22 protein-coding genes and 1 pseudogene are annotated in these 23,753 nt (G+C 72.0%); 12 read left to right on the forward strand and 11 right to left on the reverse strand.

Features of this window, described 5'->3' with window-relative positions; all coding sequences use genetic code 11:
- The first annotated feature begins 105 nt into the window (after positions 1–105).
- Positions 106–1,005, forward strand: coding sequence for a LysR substrate-binding domain-containing protein (locus ACF06X_RS10660; RefSeq protein WP_392286836.1), 900 nt, complete (start codon positions 106–108; stop codon positions 1,003–1,005).
- An 89-nt stretch (positions 1,006–1,094) separates the two neighbouring features.
- Positions 1,095–2,093, forward strand: a complete 999-nt coding sequence (locus ACF06X_RS10665; RefSeq protein ID WP_392286837.1) for a TAXI family TRAP transporter solute-binding subunit — start codon at positions 1,095–1,097, stop codon at positions 2,091–2,093.
- Between the two features lie 91 nt (positions 2,094–2,184).
- Here the strand turns inward: ACF06X_RS10665 and ACF06X_RS10670 are convergent, their stop codons facing one another.
- The gene (locus ACF06X_RS10670; protein WP_392286838.1) at positions 2,185–3,582 is read right to left on the reverse strand and encodes an ATP-binding protein; all 1,398 of its coding nucleotides are present in this window, start codon (positions 3,580–3,582) and stop codon (positions 2,185–2,187) included.
- Between the two features lie 22 nt (positions 3,583–3,604).
- A complete protein-coding gene (locus ACF06X_RS10675; protein ID WP_392286839.1) occupies positions 3,605–4,309 on the reverse strand; it encodes a response regulator transcription factor in 705 nt (234 codons plus the stop codon).
- 329 nt (positions 4,310–4,638) lie between these two features.
- Between ACF06X_RS10675 and ACF06X_RS10680 the strand changes: the two genes are divergently transcribed.
- From ACF06X_RS10680 to ACF06X_RS10715, 8 genes are all read left to right on the forward strand, one after another.
- Positions 4,639–5,424: an amino acid ABC transporter ATP-binding protein gene (locus ACF06X_RS10680; RefSeq protein ID WP_392286840.1), complete on the forward strand. Its 786-nt coding sequence runs from the start codon at positions 4,639–4,641 to the stop codon at positions 5,422–5,424.
- A 62-nt stretch (positions 5,425–5,486) separates the two neighbouring features.
- Entirely contained in the window at positions 5,487–6,404 is a 918-nt protein-coding gene (locus ACF06X_RS10685) for a glutamate ABC transporter substrate-binding protein (protein ID WP_392286841.1), read from the forward strand.
- A gap of 153 nt (positions 6,405–6,557) precedes the next feature.
- Positions 6,558–7,205 carry an amino acid ABC transporter permease gene (locus ACF06X_RS10690; RefSeq protein ID WP_392286842.1) on the forward strand — a complete coding sequence of 216 codons (648 nt, stop codon included), beginning with the start codon at positions 6,558–6,560 and terminating at the stop codon, positions 7,203–7,205.
- The gene (locus ACF06X_RS10695) at positions 7,202–8,128 is read left to right on the forward strand and encodes an amino acid ABC transporter permease (RefSeq protein WP_392286843.1); all 927 of its coding nucleotides are present in this window, start codon (positions 7,202–7,204) and stop codon (positions 8,126–8,128) included. Before ACF06X_RS10690 ends, ACF06X_RS10695 begins: the two co-directional genes overlap by 4 nt.
- Before the next feature lie 163 nt (positions 8,129–8,291).
- Complete coding sequence (locus tag ACF06X_RS10700; RefSeq protein ID WP_392286844.1) at positions 8,292–10,178, forward strand: FAD-dependent monooxygenase; 1,887 nt, start codon at positions 8,292–8,294, stop codon at positions 10,176–10,178.
- 47 nt (positions 10,179–10,225) lie between these two features.
- A complete protein-coding gene (locus ACF06X_RS10705) occupies positions 10,226–10,297 on the forward strand; it encodes a putative leader peptide (RefSeq protein ID WP_309544753.1) in 72 nt (23 codons plus the stop codon).
- Between the two features lie 190 nt (positions 10,298–10,487).
- Positions 10,488–10,991 (forward strand): cysteine dioxygenase, encoded by a 504-nt coding sequence (locus tag ACF06X_RS10710; protein ID WP_392286845.1) that lies wholly within the window; start codon positions 10,488–10,490, stop codon positions 10,989–10,991.
- The gene (locus tag ACF06X_RS10715) at positions 10,988–11,395 is read left to right on the forward strand and encodes a rhodanese-like domain-containing protein (protein WP_392286846.1); all 408 of its coding nucleotides are present in this window, start codon (positions 10,988–10,990) and stop codon (positions 11,393–11,395) included. Before ACF06X_RS10710 ends, ACF06X_RS10715 begins: the two co-directional genes overlap by 4 nt.
- A gap of 145 nt (positions 11,396–11,540) precedes the next feature.
- Here the strand turns inward: ACF06X_RS10715 and recX are convergent, their stop codons facing one another.
- The 4 genes and pseudogenes from recX to ACF06X_RS10735 all read right to left on the reverse strand — a co-directional run bounded on the left by recX (position 11,541) and on the right by ACF06X_RS10735 (position 15,148).
- The gene (gene recX / locus ACF06X_RS10720) at positions 11,541–12,251 is read right to left on the reverse strand and encodes a recombination regulator RecX (RefSeq protein ID WP_392286847.1); all 711 of its coding nucleotides are present in this window, start codon (positions 12,249–12,251) and stop codon (positions 11,541–11,543) included.
- Between the two features lie 64 nt (positions 12,252–12,315).
- A pseudogene (gene recA, locus ACF06X_RS10725) lies at positions 12,316–13,389 on the reverse strand (recombinase RecA); the annotation flags it as partial.
- Positions 13,390–13,462: 73 nt separating this feature from the next.
- Positions 13,463–14,620, reverse strand: a complete 1,158-nt coding sequence (locus ACF06X_RS10730) for an AI-2E family transporter (protein WP_392286920.1) — start codon at positions 14,618–14,620, stop codon at positions 13,463–13,465.
- Between the two features lie 333 nt (positions 14,621–14,953).
- The gene (locus tag ACF06X_RS10735; protein WP_392286848.1) at positions 14,954–15,148 is read right to left on the reverse strand and encodes a DUF3046 domain-containing protein; all 195 of its coding nucleotides are present in this window, start codon (positions 15,146–15,148) and stop codon (positions 14,954–14,956) included.
- A 79-nt stretch (positions 15,149–15,227) separates the two neighbouring features.
- Here ACF06X_RS10735 and ACF06X_RS10740 point away from each other — a divergent pair, with 79 nt between their 5' ends.
- Positions 15,228–16,157 carry a hypothetical protein gene (locus ACF06X_RS10740; protein ID WP_392286849.1) on the forward strand — a complete coding sequence of 310 codons (930 nt, stop codon included), beginning with the start codon at positions 15,228–15,230 and terminating at the stop codon, positions 16,155–16,157.
- Between the two features lie 77 nt (positions 16,158–16,234).
- Here the strand turns inward: ACF06X_RS10740 and ACF06X_RS10745 are convergent, their stop codons facing one another.
- From ACF06X_RS10745 to ACF06X_RS10765, 5 genes are all read right to left on the reverse strand, one after another.
- Complete coding sequence (locus tag ACF06X_RS10745; protein ID WP_392286850.1) at positions 16,235–16,630, reverse strand: PucR family transcriptional regulator; 396 nt, start codon at positions 16,628–16,630, stop codon at positions 16,235–16,237.
- Complete coding sequence (locus tag ACF06X_RS10750; RefSeq protein ID WP_392286851.1) at positions 16,627–16,956, reverse strand: hypothetical protein; 330 nt, start codon at positions 16,954–16,956, stop codon at positions 16,627–16,629. The genes ACF06X_RS10745 and ACF06X_RS10750 overlap by 4 nt, the downstream gene beginning before the upstream one ends.
- Positions 16,957–17,070: 114 nt before the next feature.
- Positions 17,071–17,382 carry an AzlD domain-containing protein gene (locus ACF06X_RS10755; RefSeq protein WP_392286852.1) on the reverse strand — a complete coding sequence of 104 codons (312 nt, stop codon included), beginning with the start codon at positions 17,380–17,382 and terminating at the stop codon, positions 17,071–17,073.
- Positions 17,379–18,116, reverse strand: coding sequence for an AzlC family ABC transporter permease (locus ACF06X_RS10760; protein WP_392286853.1), 738 nt, complete (start codon positions 18,114–18,116; stop codon positions 17,379–17,381). The genes ACF06X_RS10755 and ACF06X_RS10760 overlap by 4 nt, the downstream gene beginning before the upstream one ends.
- Positions 18,117–18,186: 70 nt before the next feature.
- Positions 18,187–19,029 carry an AraC family transcriptional regulator gene (locus ACF06X_RS10765; RefSeq protein ID WP_392286854.1) on the reverse strand — a complete coding sequence of 281 codons (843 nt, stop codon included), beginning with the start codon at positions 19,027–19,029 and terminating at the stop codon, positions 18,187–18,189.
- Between the two features lie 91 nt (positions 19,030–19,120).
- Between ACF06X_RS10765 and ACF06X_RS10770 the strand changes: the two genes are divergently transcribed.
- Positions 19,121–23,746 (forward strand): ATP-dependent helicase, encoded by a 4,626-nt coding sequence (locus tag ACF06X_RS10770; RefSeq protein WP_392286855.1) that lies wholly within the window; start codon positions 19,121–19,123, stop codon positions 23,744–23,746.
- The last annotated feature ends 7 nt before the right edge of the window (positions 23,747–23,753 follow it).

Genomic DNA, 23,753 nt, shown 5'->3' on the forward strand with positions numbered 1-23,753 from the left:
GTGTCACCCTCCCCGATCGCCCGTCGTGACGACATCAACACTGGCGTTCGGAAAGCCGCTGGACAAGCGATTCCTTCTCACGGCATCTGTGAGTAGATTTCACACATGCGCTGGCCCGACCTCCCTCCGCTGAACTCCCTGCTCCCCTTCGAAGCGACCGTGCGGCACGCGAGCATGACCCGGGCCGCCCAAGAGCTCCATGTCACCCACGGCGCGGTCAGCCGCCAGATCCAGTCGCTGGAAAAAGCCCTGGGCACCACGCTCTTCGAGCGCGGGACCCGGTCGCTGCGACCGACCGCGCAGGCCCGCCACCTCGCCGCGGCCGTCCGTGACGCGCTCGACCAGGTCGACGCGGCCGCCCGGGAGGTCTCGCGCCGGGAGCGCGGAGGGCCGCTGGCGCTGTCCTGCGAACCGACCCTGCTGATGCGCTGGCTGATCCCACGCCTCCCGGACCTGGCCTCCCAGGTGCCCGGCCTCACCGTGCACCTCTCGGCGGGCGGCGGTCCCGTCTCCTTCGAACGGGACCCCATCGACGTGGCCCTGCGCCGCGACGACTTTCCCGTGCCCGAGACGGTGAGCCGGGCGCCGCTCTTCACCGAGCGGATCGGTCCGGTGTGCAGCCCTGAGCTGGCGGCGCGGATCACCGCGGCGGCGTCCCGCTCCCGGGCGGAGTGCTTCGCCGGCCTGACGATCCTCCACACCAGCACCCGGCCCGGGGCATGGGACGACTGGCGGCGGATCACCCGCACCCGCGTCGAGGGCGCCGCGGAGCAGACCTTCGAGCACTTCTACCTGGCGCTGCAGGCCGCCGTCGCGGGCGTCGGCGTCGCCATCGGCCCGTACGCGCTCGTGCACGACGATCTGCTCCGTGGGCAGCTGGTGGCGCCCTTCGGCCTCGTCGCCGACGGCACCGGCTACCACCTGCTCAGCCCGAGGCCGCCCGAGCAGGACAGCCGCATCGCTCTCCTCCTCGGCTGGCTGCGGAGCCAGGCGGCCCAGTTGTGACGCCATGGGCGGGCCGACGCGGTCCTCGCCACCAAGGCCTCATCGGCACGCCCTGGCCAGCACGGGGCGTGAGCTGGCAGGATCGCGCCATGCTCGCCTCCCTGTCCCGCGTCGCCCGTAGCCGCCTCCTGCAGGTGTCGGCGGCGCTGCTCGTGGTGGGCGGGCTGCTGATCTGGTGGCTCGTTCCGTTCGGCAAGCAGACACCGAGCGGCCACGTCACCTTCAGTACGGGCGTGCCCACCGGCGTCTACCAGCGTTACGGGAAGCTGTTGCGGGAGGCGCTCGCCCGCGACCTGCCGGATGTGTCGATAACGCTCAAGAACAGCGAGGGCTCGCAGCAGAACCTCGCCCGCCTTGCCTCCGGCGAGGCGGACTTCACCATCGCCACGGCCGATGCCGTGGCCCAGTACCAGAGGGACCGGAAACCCGGCTTCGAACGGCTGCGCGGCTGTGCCCGCCTCTACGACGACTACCTGCAGCTGGTGGTCCGTAAGGGATCCGCCGTACGCTCCGTGGCCGATCTGCGCGGGCTGCGGGTCGGCGTCGGCCAGGAGGGCTCCGGCGTCCGGCTCATCGCGGACCGGGTCCTCGCGGCGGGCGGCCTCACTCCCGACGTCGACATCCAGCCGGTCTCGGCGGGCATCGACACCATGCCGGCCCTTCTGGAGCAGGGGCGGCTGGACGCGTTCTTCTGGTCCGGCGGCCTGCCCACCCATGCCGTGCAGACCCTCTCCGAGCGCCTTCCGGTACGGCTCGTACCGCTGGACGCGGCCCTGGTGGACAACCTCCACGACGTCAGCGAGTCCACCCGCCACTACCGCTCGGCGGTCATCCCGGCGGACGCCTACACCAAGGCCCAGAACGGGCAGCCGGTGAAGACCCTGGCCGTGGCGAACCTCCTGGTCACGACGGCCACCGCCGATCCGGCACTGGTGGAGGGTTTCACCCGTACCGTGATCAGAAGCCGGGACCGGATCGGCAGCCAGGTCCACCCCGCGCAACTGGTGGATCTGCGGACCGCCATCTATACCGAACCGCTGACGCTCCACGAGGGCGCGCGGCGCTATTACCGCTCGGTGAAGCCGTAGCCGTAGCCCTAGCCCTAGCCGTGGCCGTAGCCGTAGGGGCCGCCGACGCCGAAGGGCGCCCTTAGAGACTCTCGGAACGCCCTCAGCGCCCTCAGCGCCCCTGCGGCGCCGTCCGCGGCACCGTGACCGTCACCCGCAGCCCGTGCGGTTCGTTCGGCGCGTAGTCGATCGAGGCGCCGCCCGCCGCCAGCAGCACCCGGGAGATGGACAGACCGAGGCCGGACCCCTTGACGTTCTGGTGGCGGTTGCTGCGCCAGAAGCGGTCCCCGACCCGTTCCAGCTCCTCGCTCGTGAGCCCTGGCCCGTGGTCCGCGACCACGATCGTGCAGGTGTCTCCCTCGGACGCCACGGTGACGGTGACCTCCTCGCCGGCCGGCGTGAACTTCAGCGCGTTGTCGATCACCGCGTCCAGGGCGCTGGAGAGCGCCACCGGGTCCGCCCACGCCGTCACCGCCCGGCCGTCCCCGACCAGCCGGACGCCCTTCTCCTCGGCGAGGGGGCGCCAGGCGGCGATCCGTTCGGCCGACAGGGCGCCGATGTCGGTGAGCCGCAGGTCGGCGGCGGCGTGCTCGGCGAGCGCGAGGTCGAGCAGGTCGTCGAGGACCTGTGCGAGCCGCTTGCCCTCGGTACGTACGGAGGCGATCTCCTCGTTGCCCTCGGGGAGTTCGAGGGCGAGCAGCTCGATGCGCAGCAGCAGCGCGGAGAGCGGGTTGCGCAACTGGTGGGAGGCGTCGGCGACGAAGGCCCGCTGCTGTTCGAGGACGTCTTCGACGTTGTCGGCCATCTCGTTGAAGGAGCGGGCCAGGCGGCGCAGTTCGGGCGGTCCGCCGGCCGCGGCGACCCGGGACTTCATCCGGCCGGTGGCGATGTCGTGGGTGACGGCGTCGAGCACGCGAACCGGTCGCAGCACCCATCCGGTGAGCCGGAAGGCGGCTCCGACGGCGAGCAGCATCGCGGCGGACTCGCCCGCCGCGATGATCAGCCAGCCGGCCAGGATGCGGGAACGCAGCTGCCCGGTGGGCGAGTCGGTGACCACGACGGCGACGACGTCGCCGTCGCGTACGACCGGCGAGGCGATGGTGAGGCGGGCGTCCGGCTGCCACGGCCAGACCTGCGGCGGGTCATGGCTGCGGCGACCGAGCAGCGCCTCCTTGAACGCCCGGCGGCCCTCCCCCTCCGAGGGGACCACCCAGTCCTCGGGCGCGGCGGCCATGGCACGGTTGTCGCGGTAGAAGATCCCGGCACGAATGCCGTAGACGTCGTGGTAACTGGCGAGTTCGCCGCGGAGCGTCGTACGGCGCTCGTCCGGGCCGGCGTCGGACTCGCTGACGAACTGGGCGAGCGCGGCGAACCGCGCCCCGTCGTCGAGCCGGTCGACGACCACACGCTGCTGCTCGGAGGCGGCGAGGCTGGCGGCGAGCGGGAAGCCGAGCGCGAGCAGCACACCGGCCATCAGGACGATGAGGAGCGGGAGGAGACGCGTACGCACGTGAGGTCCGTTGTCCGGGCGGTTACGCGGCCGGGGCGACCAGGCGGTAGCCGACGCCGCGCACGGTCTCGATCAGGGCGGGCATCCGCAGCTTGGAACGGAGTGAGGCGACGTGCACCTCGAGCGTGCGGCCGGTCCCCTCCCAGCTGGTGCGCCAGACCTCGCTGATGATCTGCTCGCGCCGGAAGACCACGCCGGGCCGCTGGGCGAGCAGCGCGAGCAGGTCGAACTCCTTGCGGGTGAGCTGGACCGGGGCGCCGTCGACGCTGACCCGGCGGGTGGGCAGCTCGATGACGACGGAGCCGAGCCGGAGCGCCGCGTCGTCGCCGGACCCGCCGGATTCCTCGCTTCCGGCGGCACGCCGGCTGACCGCGTGGATCCGGGCGAGCAGCTCCCCGGTGTCGTACGGCTTGACGACGTAGTCGTCGGCCCCGAGGTTGAGCCCGTGTATGCGCGAACGCACGTCGGCCCGCGCGGTCACCATGATCACCGGGGTGGTGGTGAGCTTACGGATGCGGCCGCAGACCTGATAGCCGTCCTGATCGGGCAGACCGAGGTCGAGCAGGATCACTCCGTACGAAGGGCGCTCGCCGTGCGCCGCCGGGAGCACCGCCTGGAGCGCCTCCTCGCCGTTACGGGCGTGCGTGACCGTGAACCCGTGCTTCGCCAGTACGGCGGACAGGGCCGCGGCGACGTGATCGTCGTCCTCGACGAGCAGCAGTCTCATGACCCTCCTCCTGCGTGCCGGGGGACAGAACCGGGCGGTCGGGCCGGACGCTGTCGCATGTGCTGACGCTGACGCATGTGCTGATGATGACCCCCTGTGTACCAGCTGGGCACCAGGGCATGAACGCTGATCGTCGGCGTCACAGTCAAGTGTCCCCCCGTTACCCGGGCGTTTCCGTTATGGACCCGGTACGCGTGCGCCGCCCCGTTCACCCAGTGTGTCCGGTTGCGGCCGGATCGTTATCCTCAATTTCCGCTCAGATGTAATGACGCTCGTCCTACCGCGTGCCTAGTGTCCTCCCCAACCGAGGAGGACGGAGCAAGAAGCCGATGAGCGGAGTGTCAGTGACCAAGGGCTCGAAGGACGCCGTACCGGCGGCGGGCGACCTGGTCGTGCTGTCCAACGTGAACAAGCACTTCGGCGCGCTGCATGTGCTCCAGGACATCGACCTGACGATCGCCCGTGGCGAGGTCGTGGTCGTCATCGGACCCTCCGGGTCCGGCAAGTCCACACTGTGCCGCACCATCAACCGCCTGGAGACGATCGACTCCGGCACCATCACCATCGACGACCGGCCGCTGCCCCAGGAGGGCAAGGAGCTGGCCCGGCTGCGCGCCGACGTCGGCATGGTCTTCCAGTCCTTCAATCTCTTCGCGCACAAGACCGTGCTCGAGAACGTCATGCTGGGCCAGGTCAAGGTCCGCAGGACGGAGAAGAAGGCCGCCGAGGCCAAGGCCCGCGCGCTGCTCGACCGGGTGGGTGTCGGCACCCAGGCGGACAAGTACCCGGCGCAGCTCTCCGGCGGACAGCAGCAGCGTGTCGCGATCGCGCGCGCGCTGGCCATGGACCCCAAGGTCATGCTGTTCGACGAGCCGACCTCGGCACTCGACCCCGAGATGATCAACGAGGTTCTCGAGGTCATGCAGCAACTGGCGCGCGACGGCATGACGATGGTCGTCGTCACCCACGAGATGGGCTTCGCGCGCTCCGCCGCCAACCGCGTCGTGTTCATGGCCGACGGCAAGATCGTCGAACAGGCCACGCCCGAGGAGTTCTTCAGCAACCCCCGAAGTGACCGGGCCAAGGACTTCCTTTCGAAAATCCTGCACCACTGACGACGGTCATCCCCCATGCTTCACCTGCCGATCAACAACCCACGAACAAAGGGATGTTCACCATGAAGCTCCGCAAGTCCGCGGCCGTGGCCGTCGCCGTGCTCGCCCTGACCGCGACCGCCTGTGGTGGCAAGGAGGGCTCCGCCGGCGACAAGCCCGCCGTGAAGCCCGGCGACTCCAGCGCCCCGCAGCTCCCCAAGTACATCGTCGCCAGCGACGTGAAGCTGGACTCGCCCACCTTCAAGGAGGCGCAGAAGCGCGGCAAGCTGATCATCGGTTCCAAGGCCGACCAGCCGTACCTCGGCTTCGAGGACCAGGCGACCAAGGAGCGGTCCGGCTTCGACGTCGAGATCGCCAAGATGATCGCGGCGGAGCTGGGCTTCACGGAGGACAAGATCGAGTGGATGACCGTCGACTCGAAGTCCCGTGAGTCGACGATCTCGCTCGGCAAGATCGACTACTACGTCGGTACGTACACGATCAACGACAAGCGCAAGGCGCTCGTCGGCTTCGCCGGTCCGTACTACAAGGCCGGCGCCGACCTCCTGGTCCGCAAGGACGAGACCGCGATCACGGGTCCGGAGAGCCTCAAGGGCAAGAAGGTCTGCTCCATCACGGGCTCGACCCCGCTGCAGGAGATCAAGAAGCCCGAGTACGGTGCCCAGACCGTCGAGCTCGGCAAGTACTCCGACTGCGTGCAGCAGCTGCTCACCAAGCAGGTCGACGCCGTCACCACGGACGACTCGATCCTCAAGGGCTACGCCGCCGCCAACGCCGGCAAGCTCAAGGTCGTGGGCAAGCCGTTCACCGAGGAGCCCTACGGCATCGGCCTGAACAAGGACGACAAGGTCCTGCGTACCAAGATCAACGACATCCTCGAGAAGAACATCAAGGACGGCACGTACAAGAAGATCTACGAGGCGACTCTGGGTCTGTCGGGCTCCGCGTACGTCGCGCCGCCGGCGATCAACCGCTACTGATCCTCGCCTGGACGCGGGCGCCCCGTACGGACGTACGGGGCGCCGCTCCCTGCCCGTATGCCCTTGAAGCACCCGTAAGCCCTTGACGCACCCGTAAGTCTGCCCGCAGGCGCCGCCTGCAAGACCGCCGCTGACCGCCGACGCGGAGACCTCATGAACGTACTGCTCGACCATTTCCCGGAGTTCCGCGACGGCTTCATAGGAACCGTGTCGATCACCGCCGTCAGCTCGGTCATCGCGCTGGTCCTCGGCGTCCTCGTCGCCGGCTTCCGGGTCTCGCCCGTCCCGCCCCTGCGCTTCTTCGGCACCCTCTGGGTCAATCTGCTGCGCAACACCCCGCTGACGCTGCTCTTCCTCGTCTCGTTCTTCGTGGTCCCGGAGATCCTCTTCCCGGGCATGAGCCCGTTCGTGCTCGGGGCGCTCGCGCTGGGCTTCTACACCTCGGCCTTCGTCGCCGAGGCCGTCCGCTCCGGCATCAGCACCGTGCCGCTCGGCCAGGCCGAGGCCGCCCGTTCGCTCGGCATGACGTTCTCGCAGACGCTGCGGATGATCGTGCTGCCGCAGGCGACCCGCACCGTGCTGCCCCCGCTGAGCTCGATCTTCATCGCGCTCACCAAGAACTCGGCCATCGCCGGCGCCTTCAGCGTCACCGAGCTCTTCGGCTGGCAGACGCTGATGAGCGAGCAGGGCTACGCGATCGGCCCGATCTTCGTCTGGGTGGCCGCCGCGTACCTGGTCGTCACCTTCACCATCAGCGGGATCTTCCGTCTCCTTGAGCGCCGCATGGAGGTCGCCCGATGAGTGCCAGTGTTCTCTTCGACACGCCGGGCCCCAAGGCGCGTGCCCGCAACCGGATCTACGCGGTCCTGGGCACGGTCGCCATCGTCGCGCTGCTCGCCGTGAGCGTGATCAGGCTGAGCGACAAGGGCCATCTCGACCCCGCGATGTGGGACATCTTCAACTACGCGGGCATCCGGCAGAACATCGCCGACGCCCTCCTGGCCACCCTGAAGGCGTTCGGTCTCGCGGCCGTCGGCTCGCTCGTCCTCGGTGTGCTGCTCGCCGTCGCCCGGCTCTCGGACCACGCCCCGATCCGCATCGTGGCCACGGGGTTCATCGAGGTCTTCCGCTCCATCCCGCTGCTGATCACGATCTACGCCGTCTGGGTCGGGTTCCTCGTCGACTACTCGATGTGGGCCCTCGCCATCGGCCTGTCGATCTACAACGGCTGTGTGCAGGCCGAGGTGCTGCGCGCCGGCGTCAACTCGGTCCCCAAGGGCCAGCGCGAGGCGGCGTACGCACTGGGCATGACGAAGACGCAGGTGATGACGACCGTCCTGATGCCGCAGGCGGTCAGGGCGATGCTGCCGACGATCATCAGCCAGCTGGTGGTCACCCTGAAGGACACCTCGCTCGGTTTCGTCATCCTCTATCCCGAACTGCTCTACTCGGCCCGGCTGATCGCCTCCAACACGCAGGTCAACGGCCAGTACCCGTACGTCTCCACCATCGTGGTCTTCGGCGTCATCTACATCGCGCTGTGCGTGGTGCTCTCCGCGCTGGCCACCTGGATCGAGAAGCGGGGGCGCCGGGCGAAGACGGGGATCGTCGTCCCGGACGCCGCCGCGAAGCAGGTCGTGCTCGGCGCCGACGCCGGTCAGGCCTTCGGGAACACGGCGGGCGGTGCCGACGGCACCGACGGGCCCGGTATCACGAAGAACTGACAGTATGTGACATCATCCGGGGGCAGTGGCGGTCGCGCCGCTGCCCCCGTCGCTTGACGCAAGCACCCGCAATGGGTTGCATACGTTCTGTGATCACGCACCGGGCTCGCGCCACACTTCGCTGTGCTACCCGCATGACCGAACGGCCTTCAGGAGCCGCGCCGTGGACCCGGTGATCATCGTCGGCGCGGGGCCCGTGGGCCTCGCGCTCTCCCTTGCCCTGGCCTCGCAGGGCGTGCCCAGCGTCGTCCTCGACGAGGGGCCCGGCAAGGAGGAGCCACGCCCCGCCCGAACGGTCGTGCTGCGCGCCGACATGGCCGCGATGATGGAGCGGCTCGGCTGCACCACCCTGCGTGACGAAGGGGTCAGGTGGGTCGGCTGGCGTTCCATGCGACGCAAGCAACAGATGAGGCACATCGAGCTGGATCTCGGCCTCGGCGGTACGGAGAGTGACGGTGGCGGCGGCCCGGCGGCTCCGCTGCACATCCCCCAGCACGCCCTCGCCCGGGGTCTTCGCGACGCGATCGCCGGGCAGGAACTCGTCCACCTCGTCACCGAGGCCCGGCTCGACGCGATCGAGCAGGACGCCGACGGGATCACCGCCCACACCCGCGGCCCCGGCGGGACGTGGTGGCGCGGCAGCCATCTGGTCGGCTGCGACGGCGCCCGCTCGACCGTGCGCAAACTGCTCTCCGTCCGCTTTCCCGGGCGCACGGCGGTGGAACGGCACGCGGTCGCCGCGCTGCGGACCGAACTTCCCTGGGCAGGCGAGGCCCTGTTGCACCGTCAGCCGCCGTGGCGCGGCGGCGGCGACGAGATCACGGCCCGCCCGCTGCCCGACGGGGTCTGGCGGATCGACTGGCTGCTGCCGCCGCGCGGAGACCTCGTCACCCCCGATGCCCTGGTCACCAAGATCCGCGACACGCTGGCGGGCTGGTGCGGCGGCGAGACCCCGCCGTACGAACTGATCGACACCGGTGTCCACACGCTGCACCACCGGCTCGCCCGGCGCTGGCGGATCGACCGGGTCTTCCTCGCGGGCGACGCGGCACATCTGCTCGGCGCGGTCGGCACCCAGGGCGTCGACGAAGGCCTGCGGGACGCCGACAACCTGGCCTGGAAGCTGGCCCACGCCTGGCACCACGGGGCGTCCGACATGCTGCTCGACAGCTACCAGAGCGAGCGCCGGGCCGCCGTCGCCTCCCGGCTGCGGGCCGCCGACCAGTCCCTGCCCGTCCTGCGCGGCGGTGGCGGCCTGCGGACGTACATCCCCGGTGGTACGCGCGGACACGACAGCCTCCTCACCGACGGGCACCTGGGGCGTGGCCCACTCGGCGCGCCCCCTTCGTACCCGCACTCCCCCCTCGCGCCCCCGGACGCCGGGGCTTCCCGCGTCCCGGTGGCTACGGAGGAGGGCTCGCCGGTGGAGGACGTGCGGGTGACCGCGCCGGACGGTACGAGCGTACGGCTCCGGGACCGGCTGGGGCGGGGACGGCTCCTGGTGGTCCTGGTCGCGCCCGGCACGGGGGTCTGGGACCGGCGGCACTGGATGAGCGCGGGTGTGATGCCGCGTCTCGTCGACGCGGTGCGCGCGCTGCCGGTGAAGGCCGAGCTGCTGGTGACCGAGGCCTACCCGGGCGCGGTGGCGCACACCGTCCTGCTGGTGCGCCCGGACGGACATCTGGTCGCCGCGTTCTCGGGCGTCCAGCCGGCGGAGCTGTACGCGGCGGCGGACGCGACGCGGGGCGGGGCGGCGAAGCCGTCCGAGGGACCGGCGGCTCCGAAGGACGCGCGGGGCGTGAAGGACGCGAGGGACGCCAGGGACGGGAAAGTTGCGAAGGGCGTGAAGGTTGCGAAGGGCGTCAAAGCGGCAACCGTGGTGAAGGCGGCGCAGGCGACGGACTCCGGCGCCGGGAAGCGGGCCGCCGTCCCCCGGACGCCGTCCCAGGTGGCGGCCGAAACGCCCGCCACCACTCCGCCGCAAGTGGTGCCCAAGAAGTCGTCGAAGAAGGTGTCCAAGACGAGCGACCGCACGGCGGACATCAATTGACCCTCACGGGCGCACATGGTGTACTCCGGAGCGTGACCGACACCGATGTGCGCCTGTGGCGGAGGGTCCATATGGACCTCGTCCGCTATGCGGGTTGCGTGTGTCGCCCGTCCTGCTGAACTCGCCTCTCCCCTCGCGCGCCCATCGCCGCTGACGTCGGCGTATCCCCCCGCGCGCGTTCCTCGCGAACCCTCAGGACGGTCCTCCGTGTCCCAGCGCGTCTCCACGCCTGCGTCTGCCGCTGTTTCCGCTTCTGTCTCCGCTTCTGTCTCCGCTTCTCCGCCTGCCCCCGTCGCCGCCGGTCGCTCAGTGGGCTCTTCGGCCCCGACCGCGGCCGACCTGTTGGACTTCGTTCGCCGTACCGCCGCGGACACCGAACTCATCGACTCCCTGCCGCTCGACCCCGAGGGCCGTACCTGGGTGCGGCTCGACGGACCCGGCGGCAGCGAGGCCTGGCTCATCGGCTGGCCGCCCGGCACCGGTACCGGCTGGCACGACCACGCCGAGTCGTACGGTGCCTTCACCACCGCCCGCGGCGCCCTGAAGGAGCACTCCCTCGCGGTACGGCTCCCGGCGGGCGGCTGGAAAACCCTGGAGCTCGCCGACGGGGTCGACAGGGAGCGGCAGTTGACGGCAGGCCGGGGGCGCGCGTTCGGGCAGCACCATGTGCACGAGGTGCTCAACGAGTCCCGGGACACGCACGCCGTGTCGGTGCACGCGTACTATCCCCCGCTCCCGCTCCTCCGGCGCTTCAGCCGGTCGGGATCGGTGCTCCGTCTTGAGCAGGTCGAGCGTCCGGAGGACTGGCAGTGAACAGCGAGCGCGTGGGAATCGACGAGTACCTGGAGCGGGTCAGGTCCGGCCTGGACCGGATCGAGGCCGGTGCCGCCCACGAGGCGCACGAGGCGGGTGACGCGCTCCTCGTCGACACCCGGTACGCGGCCCTACGGGAGCGGGACGGGCTCATCCCGGGCGCGCTGATCGTGGAGCGCAACGAGCTGGAGTGGCGGCTCGATCCGCTGGGTAGCCATCGCGTGCCGCAGGCGGTCAGCCACGACCTGCGGGTGGTGGTGCTCTGCGACGAGGGGTACGCGTCCTCGCTGGCCGCGGCCTCGCTGCGGCAGTTGGGGCTGCACCGCGCGACCGATGTGATCGGCGGCTTCCAGGCGTGGAAGGCGGCGGGCCTCCCGGTGCTGCCGCCGACGGCTCGGCCGTAGTCCGCTCCCCTGCGACGGGCCGGTCGACGGGCCGGCCGGTCGAGGGGCACGCCGGTCGGCGGGCCGTACCGCCGGTGCCGCTGACCGCGCCCGGGCCGGAGCCCGGGCCGGCACCCACCCCTCCGGCGCCCCCGTCCAGAAGGGCTCAGAAGGGCTCTTCCAGCCCCTCCGTGTCCTCGCCCTCTTCCTCCAGGGCCTGTCTGACGACTCGCAGGGCCATGCCCTCCGCGTACCCCTTGCGGGCGAGCATCCCCGCGAGCCGGCGCAGTCTGCGGTCGCGGTCGAGGCCGCGGGTGGCGCGGAGTTTGCGGTCGACGAGCTCGCGCGCGGTGATCTCCTCCTGCTCGGAGTCCAGTTGGCCCACCGCTTCCTGGATCAGGGAGGGGTCGACACCCTTGGTACGGAGCTCCCGGGCGAGGGCCCGGCGGGCAAGGCCCCGCCCGTGGTGCCGGGATTCCACCCAGGCGTCCGCGAAAGCGGCGTCGTCGATCAGCCCGACGTCTTCGAAGCGGGCGAGGACCTCTTCGGCGACCTCGTCGGGGATCTCCCGCTTGCGCAGGGCGTCGGCGAGCTGCTTACGGGTGCGGGGGGTCCCGGTGAGCAGGCGCAGGCAGATCGCCCGCGCCCGCTCAGCCGGTTCCTGGGGCGACAGCTCCTTCTCGGCCCTCGACGAGTCGGGGCTGTCGCCCGGCCATTCGGTACGACCGGTCACGGGGTCAGCTCTTGGCCGCCGGGGCCTTGGTCGCCTTCGCCGCCTTGGCCACCGGAGCGGACTTGGCCGCCTCGTCCGTGGCCGCCGCCTCCGTGCCCGCGGCGTCCGTGACCGGCTCGGCCGACGCGGCCTCCGGGCGGACACCGACGCCGAGCTTCTCCTTGATCTTCTTCTCGATCTCGTCGGCGAGGTCGGGGTTGTCCTTCAGGAAGTTACGGGCGTTCTCCTTGCCCTGGCCGAGCTGGTCGCCCTCGTACGTGTACCAGGCACCGGCCTTGCGGACGAAGCCGTGCTCCACGCCCATGTCGATCAGGCCGCCCTCACGGCTGATGCCCTGGCCGTAGAGGATGTCGAACTCGGCCTGCTTGAAGGGCGGCGCGACCTTGTTCTTGACGACCTTGACGCGGGTGCGGTTGCCGACCGCGTCCGTGCCGTCCTTCAGGGTCTCGATGCGGCGGATGTCGAGGCGCACGGAGGCGTAGAACTTCAGGGCACGGCCACCGGTCGTGGTCTCCGGCGAGCCGAACATCACGCCGATCTTCTCGCGGAGCTGGTTGATGAAGATCGCGGTGGTCTTGGACTGGTTGAGCGCGCTGGTGATCTTGCGGAGGGCCTGGCTCATCAGACGGGCCTGCAGACCGACGTGCGAGTCGCCCATCTCGCCCTCGATCTCCGCACGCGGGACGAGCGCGGCGACGGAGTCGATGACGATCAGGTCGAGGGCGCCGGAGCGGACGAGCATGTCGACGATCTCGAGCGCCTGCTCGCCGTTGTCCGGCTGGGAGAGGATGAGGTTGTCGATGTCGACGCCGAGCTTCTTGGCGTACTCGGGGTCGAGGGCGTGCTCGGCGTCGACGAACGCGACCTGGCCGCCGGCCTTCTGGGCGTTCGCGACGGCGTGCAGGGTCAGGGTCGTCTTGCCGGAGGACTCCGGGCCATAGACCTCCACGACACGGCCGCGGGGCAGGCCGCCGACGCCGAGGGCGATGTCGAGGGCGGTCGAACCGGTGGGGATCACCTCGATCGGCTCCTGCGTACGGTCACCCATGCGCATCACGGCACCCTTGCCGAATTGCCGTTCAATCTGTGCGAGCGCGGCTTCGAGAGCCTTCTCGCGGTCGGTTCCTGCCATGGGTTCCACCCGGTTTGCTTGAGTCGATCGCTTCATGTGAAAGACGCTAACCCCTGCCACTGACAATGGGCCCCGGCGTCCCCCCGGCCTGTGGAAAACTCGGCGGCATCCCTGCCGAGAAGCCCGTGATTCCAGGGACCGGACCTTCATAAGAATGGATGTTCGATTTTGGTGTCAAGCGCACCACGCGGGCGTCAGCGACCTGCCCGGTGCCGGCCCGCGGTCAGGTGCCGTCCTCGCCGGACGGTGTCCCGCCCTGCTCCCTCTCCCTCTCCTTCTTGTGGTGCAGGGCCTTCTGCAGCCGGGCGACGACGGCCTCCCCGTAGCGCCGGTGTCCGTGGACCCGGGGATCGTCGGTGACGTCGTACCGCTTCACGTAGGCACCGAGGAAGGCCTGGAGCGTGGCAACGGCCGGGATCGCGATCAGCGCGCCGACCGCGCCGAGAAGCGCGGTGCCGGCGATCACGGAACCGAAGGCCACCGCGGGATGGATGTGGACGGTCTTGGACGTCAGCTTCGGCTGGAGGACGTAGTTCTCGAACTGCTGGTAGATGACGACGAAGACCAGCACCCACAGCGCGTACCAGGGGTTCTCGGTGAACGCGATCAGCATCGGCAGCGCGCCGGCCAGATACGTACCGATGGTGGGGATGAACTGGGAGACCAGGCCGACCCAGACCGCGAGGGCGGGGGCGTACGGGACGTTGAGGACCTCCAGCAGGACGAAGTGCGCGGCGCCGGAGATCAGTGCCATCAGGCCGCGGGAGTAGAGGTAGCCGCCGGTCTTGTCGACGGCGATCTCCCAGGCGCGCAGCACCTCGCTCTGGCGGGCCGGCGGCAGGACGGAGCACAGGGCGCGGCGCAGCCGGGGTCCGTCGGCCGCGAAGTAGAACGAGAACAGGAAGATCGTCAGCAGCTTGAACAGGCCGCCGAGGACGGTGGCGGAGACGTCGAGCACCCCGCTGGCGCTGTTCTGCACGTACTTCCGCAGCCAGTCGGAGCGCAGCAGGCTGTCCTGGACCTCGACCCGGGAGAGCTCGGTGCGGAAGGTCTGGTTGATCCAGTTGATCAACGAGTCGAGGTACTTGGGGAAGTTCTCGAACATGTCGACGATCTGGCCGGCCAGCATCGAACCGAGGAGCACGACGAAGCCGACGCCGACGACCATGACGGCGAGGAAGACGAGGAACGTGGCGAGGCCGCGTCGCATGCCGCGGGCGGCCATCCGGCCGACGGCGGGTTCGATGGCGAGGGCGAGGAAGAAGGCGACGAGGATGTTGACGAGCAGCCCGACGAGCTGGTGGAAGGCCCAGCTGCCGAGCTGGAAGCAGGCGTAGAGCGCGAGGGCGAGCACCAGGGCGCGGGGCAGCCAGCGGGGCATCCGCGCGGCGGAGTCCGCGGTGCCCGGGCCGCCGGGGGCGGGGGGTTCCGCGGAACCGGCGCCCGCGGCCGCGCGCTGGGCCGCACCGGGCGCGGCGGCGAACGCGGCGCCGGGAGCCGGCGCGGCAGCGCTCCCCGCGTCCGGACGGCCGCCCTCGGTCACGCCCTGGGCGGAGGTCTCGTCGGAGCTCTCGCCGGAACCCTCTCCGGCGCGCTGGTCGGCGGTCCCGTCGGAGGTCGTCTTGTCGGTCTCGTCGGATTCGTCAGTCGGAGCCACCCCGCCAGTCTCGCGCACCGCGCGGACATTCCTCCCCCGAGGGGAGCAAGAGGGCTCTCAGCGCTTGTCGGCGGGCACGCTCATCGCCTCGCAGACCGCCCGCCACACGTCCTTCGCCTCCCAGCCGGCGTCCAGTGCCTGGTGCACCGTACGACCGCCCAGTTCGGACATCACATGGTCCCGTGCGAAGGACTCGGCGTAGGACGCACCGAAGTGGTCCGCCATCCGCTCCCAGAAAATCGTCAACCGCATGACCCCAGTATCCCGCCCCCAAGAGTGCAGCCCCGTCGGTAACCCTTGTCACACGGTCTTTCCGCCCTACGGTCGGACCATGGCTGGAACTCCTCTCGCGGCTCCGCACGCGACCCCCCTCGAGCGCGCCGAGCACTTCATCTGGCTGACGGCCCGCGTGCTCGAACAGCGGCGGTTCGCCTACCACTTCCTGCGCGGTGGCGCGGACCCCGTCGAGGCCGCCCTCTCGGCGTACCTCAACGAGGACGGCGGCTACGGCCACGCCCTCGAACCGGACCTGCGCGGCCCGGTCAGCCAGCCGCTGCACACCGGGCACGCGCTGCGCGTCCTCGACTCCATCGGCCGGTGCGGCGGGCTGCGGGTCGAGCGGATCTGCCGCTACCTCACCGAGGTGTCCACGCACGACGGGGCACTGCCCGCCGTCCACCCCTCCCAGCGCGGCTATCCGGCCGCGCCCTTCGTGCCGATCGTCGACGACCCGCCCAGCTCGCTGCTGTCCACCGGCCCCGTGGTCGGCCTGCTCCACCGCAACCAGGTGTGGCACGCCTGGCTGTTCCGCGCCACGGAGTTCTGTTGGGAGGCGGTCGAGACCCTGGAGAAGTCCCACCCGTACGAGATCGAGGCCGCCGTCGCCTTCCTCGACGGGGTCCCCGACCGGGCCAGGGCGCAGGCGGTGGCCGACCGGCTGGGGCGCCTGGTGCGGGAGCAGCGCCTCGCGGTGCTCGACCCGGACCGCGTCGACGCGTTCCCGGTGGCTCCGGGGTACGCGCCGGGCGAGCACCACTTTCCGTACGACTACGCGCGCGTGCCGGACTCCCTGGCCCGCCGCTGGTTCACGGACGAGGAGCTGGCGCGCTCGCTCGACCACCTCGCCGCCGGCCAGGAGGAGGACGGCGGCTGGCCGGTCAACTGGCGCCGGTGGGCGCCGGGCACGGCACTGGAATCGCGCCCGATCGTCACGATCGAGGCCCTGCGGACACTGCGCGCGCACGGGCGCGCGATCGGCTGACCGGCCGGTTCCCGCCGCCGCGCGCACGGCCCGCCGCCGCCTCCCCCATGCCGAGCCTCGTCCCACCCACCGCCCCGCTACCCCTCCGGGGCGTCCCGGAGCAGCAGAGCCGCGATGGCGGTCGCCGTACCGCGTGGGGTGGACAGGTCGATCCCGGTGCGTTCGGCGGTCTTGGCCAGCCGGTTGTCGACGGTGTTGGGATGGAGGCCGAGCGCGACGGCGGTCGCCCGCCGGTCCTGCCCCTGGGCGAGATGGACCCGCAGGGTCTCCAGCAGCTCCGGGCGGTCGGCGACCAGGTCGAGGAGGGCGGCGATCCGCCGGCCGCTCTCGCCCGGCCGGGAGAGGTGGAACTCCAGCAGGACGTCGTCGAGCCGGTGGAGTCCGGGCGGCACCCCACAGGCGCGTGCGACCCGAAGGATCTCGCCCGCCGTGCGCGCGGCCTCCGGTACGTCGGCGGGCGTCGCGGCGGTCACGGCGGCGACCCGCAGCCCGGTGCCCGCGGCCCGTGAGAGCCGTACCGCCGGGTACGACCCGGCCGACGTCGGCCCCGGCGTCGAGGAGGGCGGGCCCCAGCGCGTGGGTGCAGCAGCAGGTGGAGCGGCATGCCCTCCTCCGCGCGCTGGGCGGCCCGCTCGCGGAACAGCCGCATGCCGGCGGGCGGCGCGGGCGCGTCCGGCTCCAGGACCCGCCGCAGGAAGAGCCCTACACCGTGGCGTACGGTCGCCGCGATCTCCAGGTCCTTCGTCTCGGCGGGCAGAGCGGCGTAGCCGGGGAGCTGCTCGAAGGAGTCGCGGGACATCCGCCGCGCGAGTTCGTTGACCTTGGGCTCGCAGCGCAGGGCCGGCGCGCGGCCGCCTCGGACACCTCGGCCATGATCACGCCTCTCGACTGTGACGGGTCACAGTACCGAGGGTCAGCCGCCGGCCAGCGCTCTGACTGCCGCCGTGACCACCACGGCCACTCCGACGACGACCAGGAACGGCGCCCGCAGGAGCAGGGCGGCCGCTGCGGCCGCGAGGCCGGCGGCGCGGGCGTCGAGGACGAGGGCGCCCTGTGCGCTGAAGGTCTGCTGGGCGGTGAGCGCCGCCAGGAGGGCGACGGGCAGCAGCGCCGCCAGGCGCTGGACGAGCGGTCGTTCCAGTGCGCCGGCGGGCACCAGGAGCCCGATCAGCTTGACGAGGTAACACCCGACGGCGGTGAGGCCGATCGCGATCCAGACACTCATCGGGCGTCCTCCTTCCGGGCCGGCCCGGACATGCGACGGCCGCGCGCCCACAGCACGAGGGGCGCCGCGAGCGCCGCCGCGAGCACGGGAACGCCGGCCGGCAGGACGGGCAGCAGTGCGAGGCCGAGCAGGACGGCGATGGCGGCGGTGGCCCGTTCGGTGGCGGTCTTGAGCATCGGCGCGAGCAGTGCCAGGAAGGTGGCGGGTCCGGCGGCGTCGAGCCCCCAGGCGGCGGTGTCGCCGAGAGCCTCGGCCCCGAGCGCCCCCAGCAGGGTCGTCAGGTTCCACAGCACGTAGAGCGTGAGCCCGGTGACGGTGAACCCGATCCGTACGGCCCGCCGGGTGGGCTGCGCGAGCGCCACCGCCGTCGTCTCGTCGATCACCCAGTGCGCGGCGAAGGGCCTGACCGCACGGGGCAGCGCGAGCAGCTGGGACAGTCGCAGTCCGTAGAAGGCGTTACGGGTGCCGAGGAAGAAGGCTCCGGCCGCTGCCGTGAACGGGTTCCCGCCCGCCGCGAGCGCTCCCACCAGCGCGAACTGCGAGGCGCCGGTGAAGACGAGCAGGCTGAGCGCGCAGGTCTGGAGCAGGCTGAGCCCGGATCCCGCGGAGGTCACGCCGAAGGCGAAGCCGGAGAGTCCCACGGCGATCCCGACCCCGAGCGCGTCGCGCACGACCGCCGAGTCCGCCTTGGTCCCGTCGTCCTGTATGACTGGGGTTGCTGTCTGTTCTGCCACGTCAGGGACGTTACGGAGCGCGCCCGCCGCCGGTCTTGTACGTTCTTGCGCCCCGCGTTCCTGGAAACTCCTACGCCCTCGCGCCCCGGGGGCGCACGCCGCGCGAGCGCTGGTAGGCACCCGGCGGGACGCCGACGCTCCGGGTGAAGTGCCGGTTCAGGTGCGGCTGATCGGTGAACCCGACCGCGACGGCCGCCTCCGCCGGGGCCGTACCGGCGTCCAGCAGGCGCCGGGCCCGCCGCACGCGCGCGTCGGTGAGCCAGGTGTGCGGCGGCATGCCGTAGGCGTCCCGGAAGGCCCGCAACAGGGCGAACGGGCTGGTTCCGAGGTCCGCGGCGAGCCGCTCCAGCGTCGGCGGGTCGACCATCCGCTCCTCCAGCACGGCACGCGCGCGTGCCGCGTCGCGGGCCCCGGCCGCGCGCGGCGGCAGCGGGGTGATCCGGCCGCCGTGGCTGCGCAGCATCCTCGCAGTGACCAGCCGCAGCAGGCTGTCGGCGGCCAGGGCGTTGCCCTCCTCGGCGGCCCGGTGGACGCCGACGACGAGCTGCGCGGCGTACGGGTCGTCCACGACGGGCTGGGTGAAGCCGACGTCTCCCCGCAGGGCGAGGGTGTCGGCGGCGATGGACCGGATCAGCTCCGCGTCCGGATAGATCGTGCGGTACGTCCAGCCCTCGGGCACGCCGGCGTGGCCGGTGTGCGGGGTGTCGGGATTGACCAGGGCGATCTGCCCGGGGCCGGCGTGCACGAGTGCGTCGCGGTAGTGGAAGGCCTCCACGCCTTCGGTGATCGCGGCGAAGACGAAGGTCTCGTGGGTGTGGCGGGCGAAGGCCTTGCGGACGTAGTGGGCGTGTAGCAGATCGACGCCGGGCAGCTCGGGATACCGCCAGTACCGTGCCCGCTCCCCGCTCGCCATACCCCCATTCTGCGCCACCGCCGCGCCCCGCCACGAGGCGGGTTTCCCCAGGTCCGGGCGGTTGTCAGTGGTGGGGTGCACGATGGATGCCATGGTCAGGTCTGCGCTCGACTCGTTCTCCCCCGCGACCCGCGGCTGGTTCACCGGGGCCTTCCGCGCGCCCACGGCGGCGCAGGAAGGTGCCTGGCAGGCCATCGGCGCGGGCTCCGACGTGCTCGTCGTCGCCCCGACCGGTTCCGGCAAGACCCTGGCCGCCTTCCTGGCCTCGCTGGACCAGCTCGCCTCCACTCCCCCGCCCGCGGACCCCAAGAAGCGCTGCCGGGTGCTGTACGTGTCGCCGCTCAAGGCGCTGGCCGTCGACGTCGAGCGCAATCTGCGCTCCCCGCTGACCGGCATCCGCCAGGAGGCGGTCCGGCTCGGGCTTCCCGAGCCGGAGGTGCGGGTCGGGATCCGGTCCGGGGACACCCCGCCCGCCGAGCGCCGGGCGCTGGCCACGAAACCGCCGGACATCCTGATCACGACTCCCGAGTCGCTGTTTCTGATGCTTACCTCCGCCACGCGGGAAGCGTTGTCCGGGATCGAGACGGTGATCCTGGACGAGGTGCACGCGGTCGCCGCGACCAAGCGCGGCGCCCATCTCGCGCTGTCCCTGGAGCGGCTCGACGAGCTGCTGCCGCGCCCGGCCCGCCGGATCGGCCTGTCGGCGACGGTCCGGCCGGTGGACGAGGTGGCCCGTTATCTCTCCCCGCAGCGCAAGGTGGAGATCGTCCAGCCGCCGTCCGGCAAGGAGTTCGACCTCTCGGTGGTCGTCCCGGTCGAGGACATGGGCGAGCTGGGCGGTTCGCCCGCCTCCGAGGCCTCGGAGGGCGGTGACAAGCCGTCGATCTGGCCCCATGTCGAGGAGCGCATCGCCGACCTCGTCCAGGCCCACCGCTCCACGATCGTCTTCGCCAACTCGCGCCGGCTCGCCGAGCGGCTGTGCAACCGCCTGAACGAGATCGCGTACGAACGTGCCATGGGTGAGCCCCTCCCCGAGGGGCGCCCGCCGGCCGAGATCATGGCCCAGTCCGGTGCCGCGCAAGGGGCTCCCGCCCTGCTCGCCCGCGCCCACCACGGCTCCGTGTCCAAGGAGCAGCGCGCCCAGGTCGAGGAGGACCTGAAGGCCGGCCGGCTGCCCGCCGTGGTGGCCACCTCCAGCCTGGAGCTGGGCATCGACATGGGCGCGGTGGACCTGGTCGTGCAGGTCGAGTCGCCGCCCTCGGTCGCCTCCGGGCTCCAGCGCGTGGGCCGCGCCGGACACCAGGTCGGCGCCGTCTCCACGGGCGTGGTGTTCCCCAAGTACCGCGGCGACCTGGTCCAGGCGGCCGTGGTCACGGAGCGGATGCGCAGCGGTTCGATCGAGTCGATGCGGATCCCCACGAACCCCTTGGACGTCCTCGCCCAGCAGCTGGTCGCGATGGTCGCCCTGGACACCTGGCAGGTGGACGACCTGCTGGCGGTGGCCCGCCGGGCCGCGCCCTTCGCCTCCCTGCCCGAGTCCGCCTTCACGGCCGTCCTGGACATGCTGGCCGGCCGGTACCCCTCGGACGCGTTCGCCGAGCTGCGCCCGCGCGTGGTCTGGGACCGGGTCGCCGGGACGGTCACGGGCCGCCCGGGCGCGCAGCGGCTCGCCGTCACCTCCGGCGGCACGATCCCCGACCGGGGCCTGTTCGGGGTCTTCCTGGCGGGCGCGGACCCGAAGAAGGGCGGAGGCCGGGTCGGCGAGCTCGACGAGGAGATGGTCTACGAGTCCAGGGTCGGCGACGTCTTCACCCTCGGGACGACCTCCTGGCGCATCGAGGACATCACCCGGGACCGGGTGCTGGTCTCCCCGGCCCCCGGAGTGCCGGGCCGGCTGCCCTTCTGGAAGGGCGACCAGCTGGGCCGCCCGCTCGAACTGGGCCGCGCGGTGGGCGCGTTCCTGCGCGAGGTCGGTTCGCTGGACACGGAGGACGCCCGGCTGCGGCTGGTCGCCGCGGGCCTGGACGCCTGGGCCGCCGACAACGTCCTGGCGTATCTGGACGAGCAGCGCCAGGCCTGCGGCCATGTGCCAGACGACCGCACGATCCTGGTCGAGCGCTTCCGGGACGAGCTCGGCGACTGGCGGGTCGTCATCCACTCCCCCTTCGGGGCCCAGGTGCACGCGCCGTGGGCGCTGGCCCTCGGCGCCCGGCTCGCCGAGCGGTACGGCATGGACGCCCAGGTCATGCACGCCGACGACGGGATCGTACTGCGGCTGCCCGACGCCGATCTGATGGGCCTGGATCTCCTGGACCAGGATCCGGCCCACCTGGACACGACGTACGACTCCGACCAGGCGCCGATCGGGGCGGCCGACGCCCTCTTCGACAAGGGCGAGATCAGCCAGATCGTCACCGACCAGGTCGGCGGTTCGGCCCTGTTCGCCTCCCGCTTCCGCGAGTGCGCGGCGCGGGCCCTGCTGCTGCCCAAGCGCAACCCGGGCAAGCGCACCCCGCTCTGGCAGCAGCGCCAGCGCGCCGCCCAGCTGCTGCAGGTGGCGAGCGAGTTCGGTTCCTTCCCGATCGTCCTCGAAGCCGTGCGGGAGTGTCTCCAGGACGTCTTCGACGTCCCCGGACTCACCGAGCTGATGGGCGACATCGAGTCCCGCCGGGTCCGCCTGGTCGAGGTGACCACCCCCGAGCCGTCCCCCTTCGCCCGCTCCCTCCTCTTCGGATACGTCGCCCAGTTCCTGTACGAGGGCGACTCCCCGCTCGCCGAGCGACGGGCCGCCGCGCTCTCGCTCGACTCCCGCCTCCTCGCCGAGCTGCTCGGCCAGGCCGAGCTGCGTGAGCTGCTCGACGCGGACGTGCTGACCGAGCTGGAGCGGGAGCTGCAGTGGCTCAGCGAGGACCGCCGTATCAAGGACGTGGAGGGGGTCGCCGACCTCCTGCGCGTCCTCGGCCCGCTCAGCGACGCCGAACTGGCCGAGCGCGGCGCCGATCCGGAGTGGGCCCCCGCACTCGGAGCGGCCCGCCGGGCCATCCGGGTCCGGATCGCCGGCGCCGACCACTGGGCCGCGATCGAGGACGCGGGCCGCTTGCGGGACGCGCTCGGCACCGCGCTGCCGGTGGGCGTCCCCGAGGCGTTCACCGAGCCGGTCAAGGACCCGCTGGGCGACCTCCTCGCCCGGTACGCCCGCACCCACGGCCCGTTCACCTCCTCCGCGGCGGCCGCCCGCTTCGGCCTCGGCGCGGCGGTCACCGACGGCGCCCTCCAGCGCCTCGCCGCCGCCGGCCGCGTCGTCCAGGGCGAGTTCCACCCCTCCGGGATCGGCCAGGAGTGGTGCGACGCCGCCGTCCTTCGCCGCCTGCGCCGCCGTTCGCTCGCCGCGCTCCGCCACGAACTGGAGCCCGTGCCCCCGGCCGCGCTCGCGACCTTCCTGCCCCAGTGGCAGCATCTGGGCGGCAACAGCCTGCGCGGGATCGACGGGCTGGCCCGCGCCGTCGAGCAGTTGCAGGGCGCTCCCGTACCCGCCTCCGCGCTGGAGAAGCTGATCCTGCCGTCCCGGGTCAGGGACTACTCCCCCGCCCTGCTCGACGAGCTGACCACCACCGGCGAGGTCGTCTGGGCCGGCGCCGGAGCCCTGCCCGGCAAGGACGGCTGGGTCTCCCTCTATCTCGCCGACGCGGCGCCCCTGCTGCTACCGCCCCCGCACCCGTTGGAGACCACCGCGCTCCACGAGTCGGTGCTCACCACCCTGTCCGGGGGTTACGGCCTGTTCTTCCGCCAGATCGCCGACCAGGTCAGGGCCACCACCCACCCGGACGCCACCGATCCCCAACTCGCCGACGCCCTCTGGGACCTGGCCTGGTCGGGCCGGCTCACCAACGACACCCTCGCCCCGCTGCGCTCCCTGCTCGGCTCGGGCCGTACGGCGGGATCCACGGCCCACCGCGCCAAGCGCACGGTTCCGCGCGGCCGTTACGGCACGCTCACCGCCGCGGCGCGTCCGGCCTCGCGGACCGGACCCCCCACGGTCAGCGGCCGCTGGTCCCTGCTCCCGCCCGCCGAGCCCGAGCCGACCCACCGCGCCCACGCGCTCGCCCGCACTCTCCTGGACCGGCACGGCGTGGTCACCCGGGGAGCGGTGGCCGCCGAGGGCGTCGAGGGCGGATTCTCGGCGACGTACCGCATCCTGTCCGCCTTCGAGGACAGCGGCCAGGCGCGCCGCGGCTATGTCGTCGAGGGGCTCGGAGCGGCCCAGTTCGCCATGGACGGCGCCGTCGACCGACTGCGCGCGGCGGCCACCGCCCGCGACCGCGGGGCGGAGGCGGGCGCGGGCCCGCGCGCGGTGGTCCTGGCCGCCGCCGACCCGGCCAACGCCTACGGAGCGGCGCTGCCCTGGCCCGAGCCGCCCACCGGCGCCGGTCACAAGCCGGGCCGCAAGGCGGGCTCGATGGTCGTGCTGGTCGACGGCGAGCTCACGCTCTACATGGAGCGCGGCGGCAAGACCCTGCTGTGCTGGCCCGACGACCCGGACGATCCGGCGCTCAGGGCGGCGGCGGAATCCCTGGCCGCGTCGGCCCTGTCGGGATCTCTGGGCACGGTCACGGTGGAGCGGGTCAACGGGACGGCCGCCCTCACCTCCCCCCTCGCCCGCCCCCTGGAGACCGCCGGCTTCCACGCCACCCCACGCGGACTCCGCCTGCGCCCCTAGGAGGCCT

The sequence above is a fragment of the Streptomyces sp. NPDC015346 genome, from assembly GCF_043078785.1.
In the GTDB taxonomy this organism is placed as follows: Bacteria; Actinomycetota; Actinomycetes; order Streptomycetales; family Streptomycetaceae; genus Streptomyces.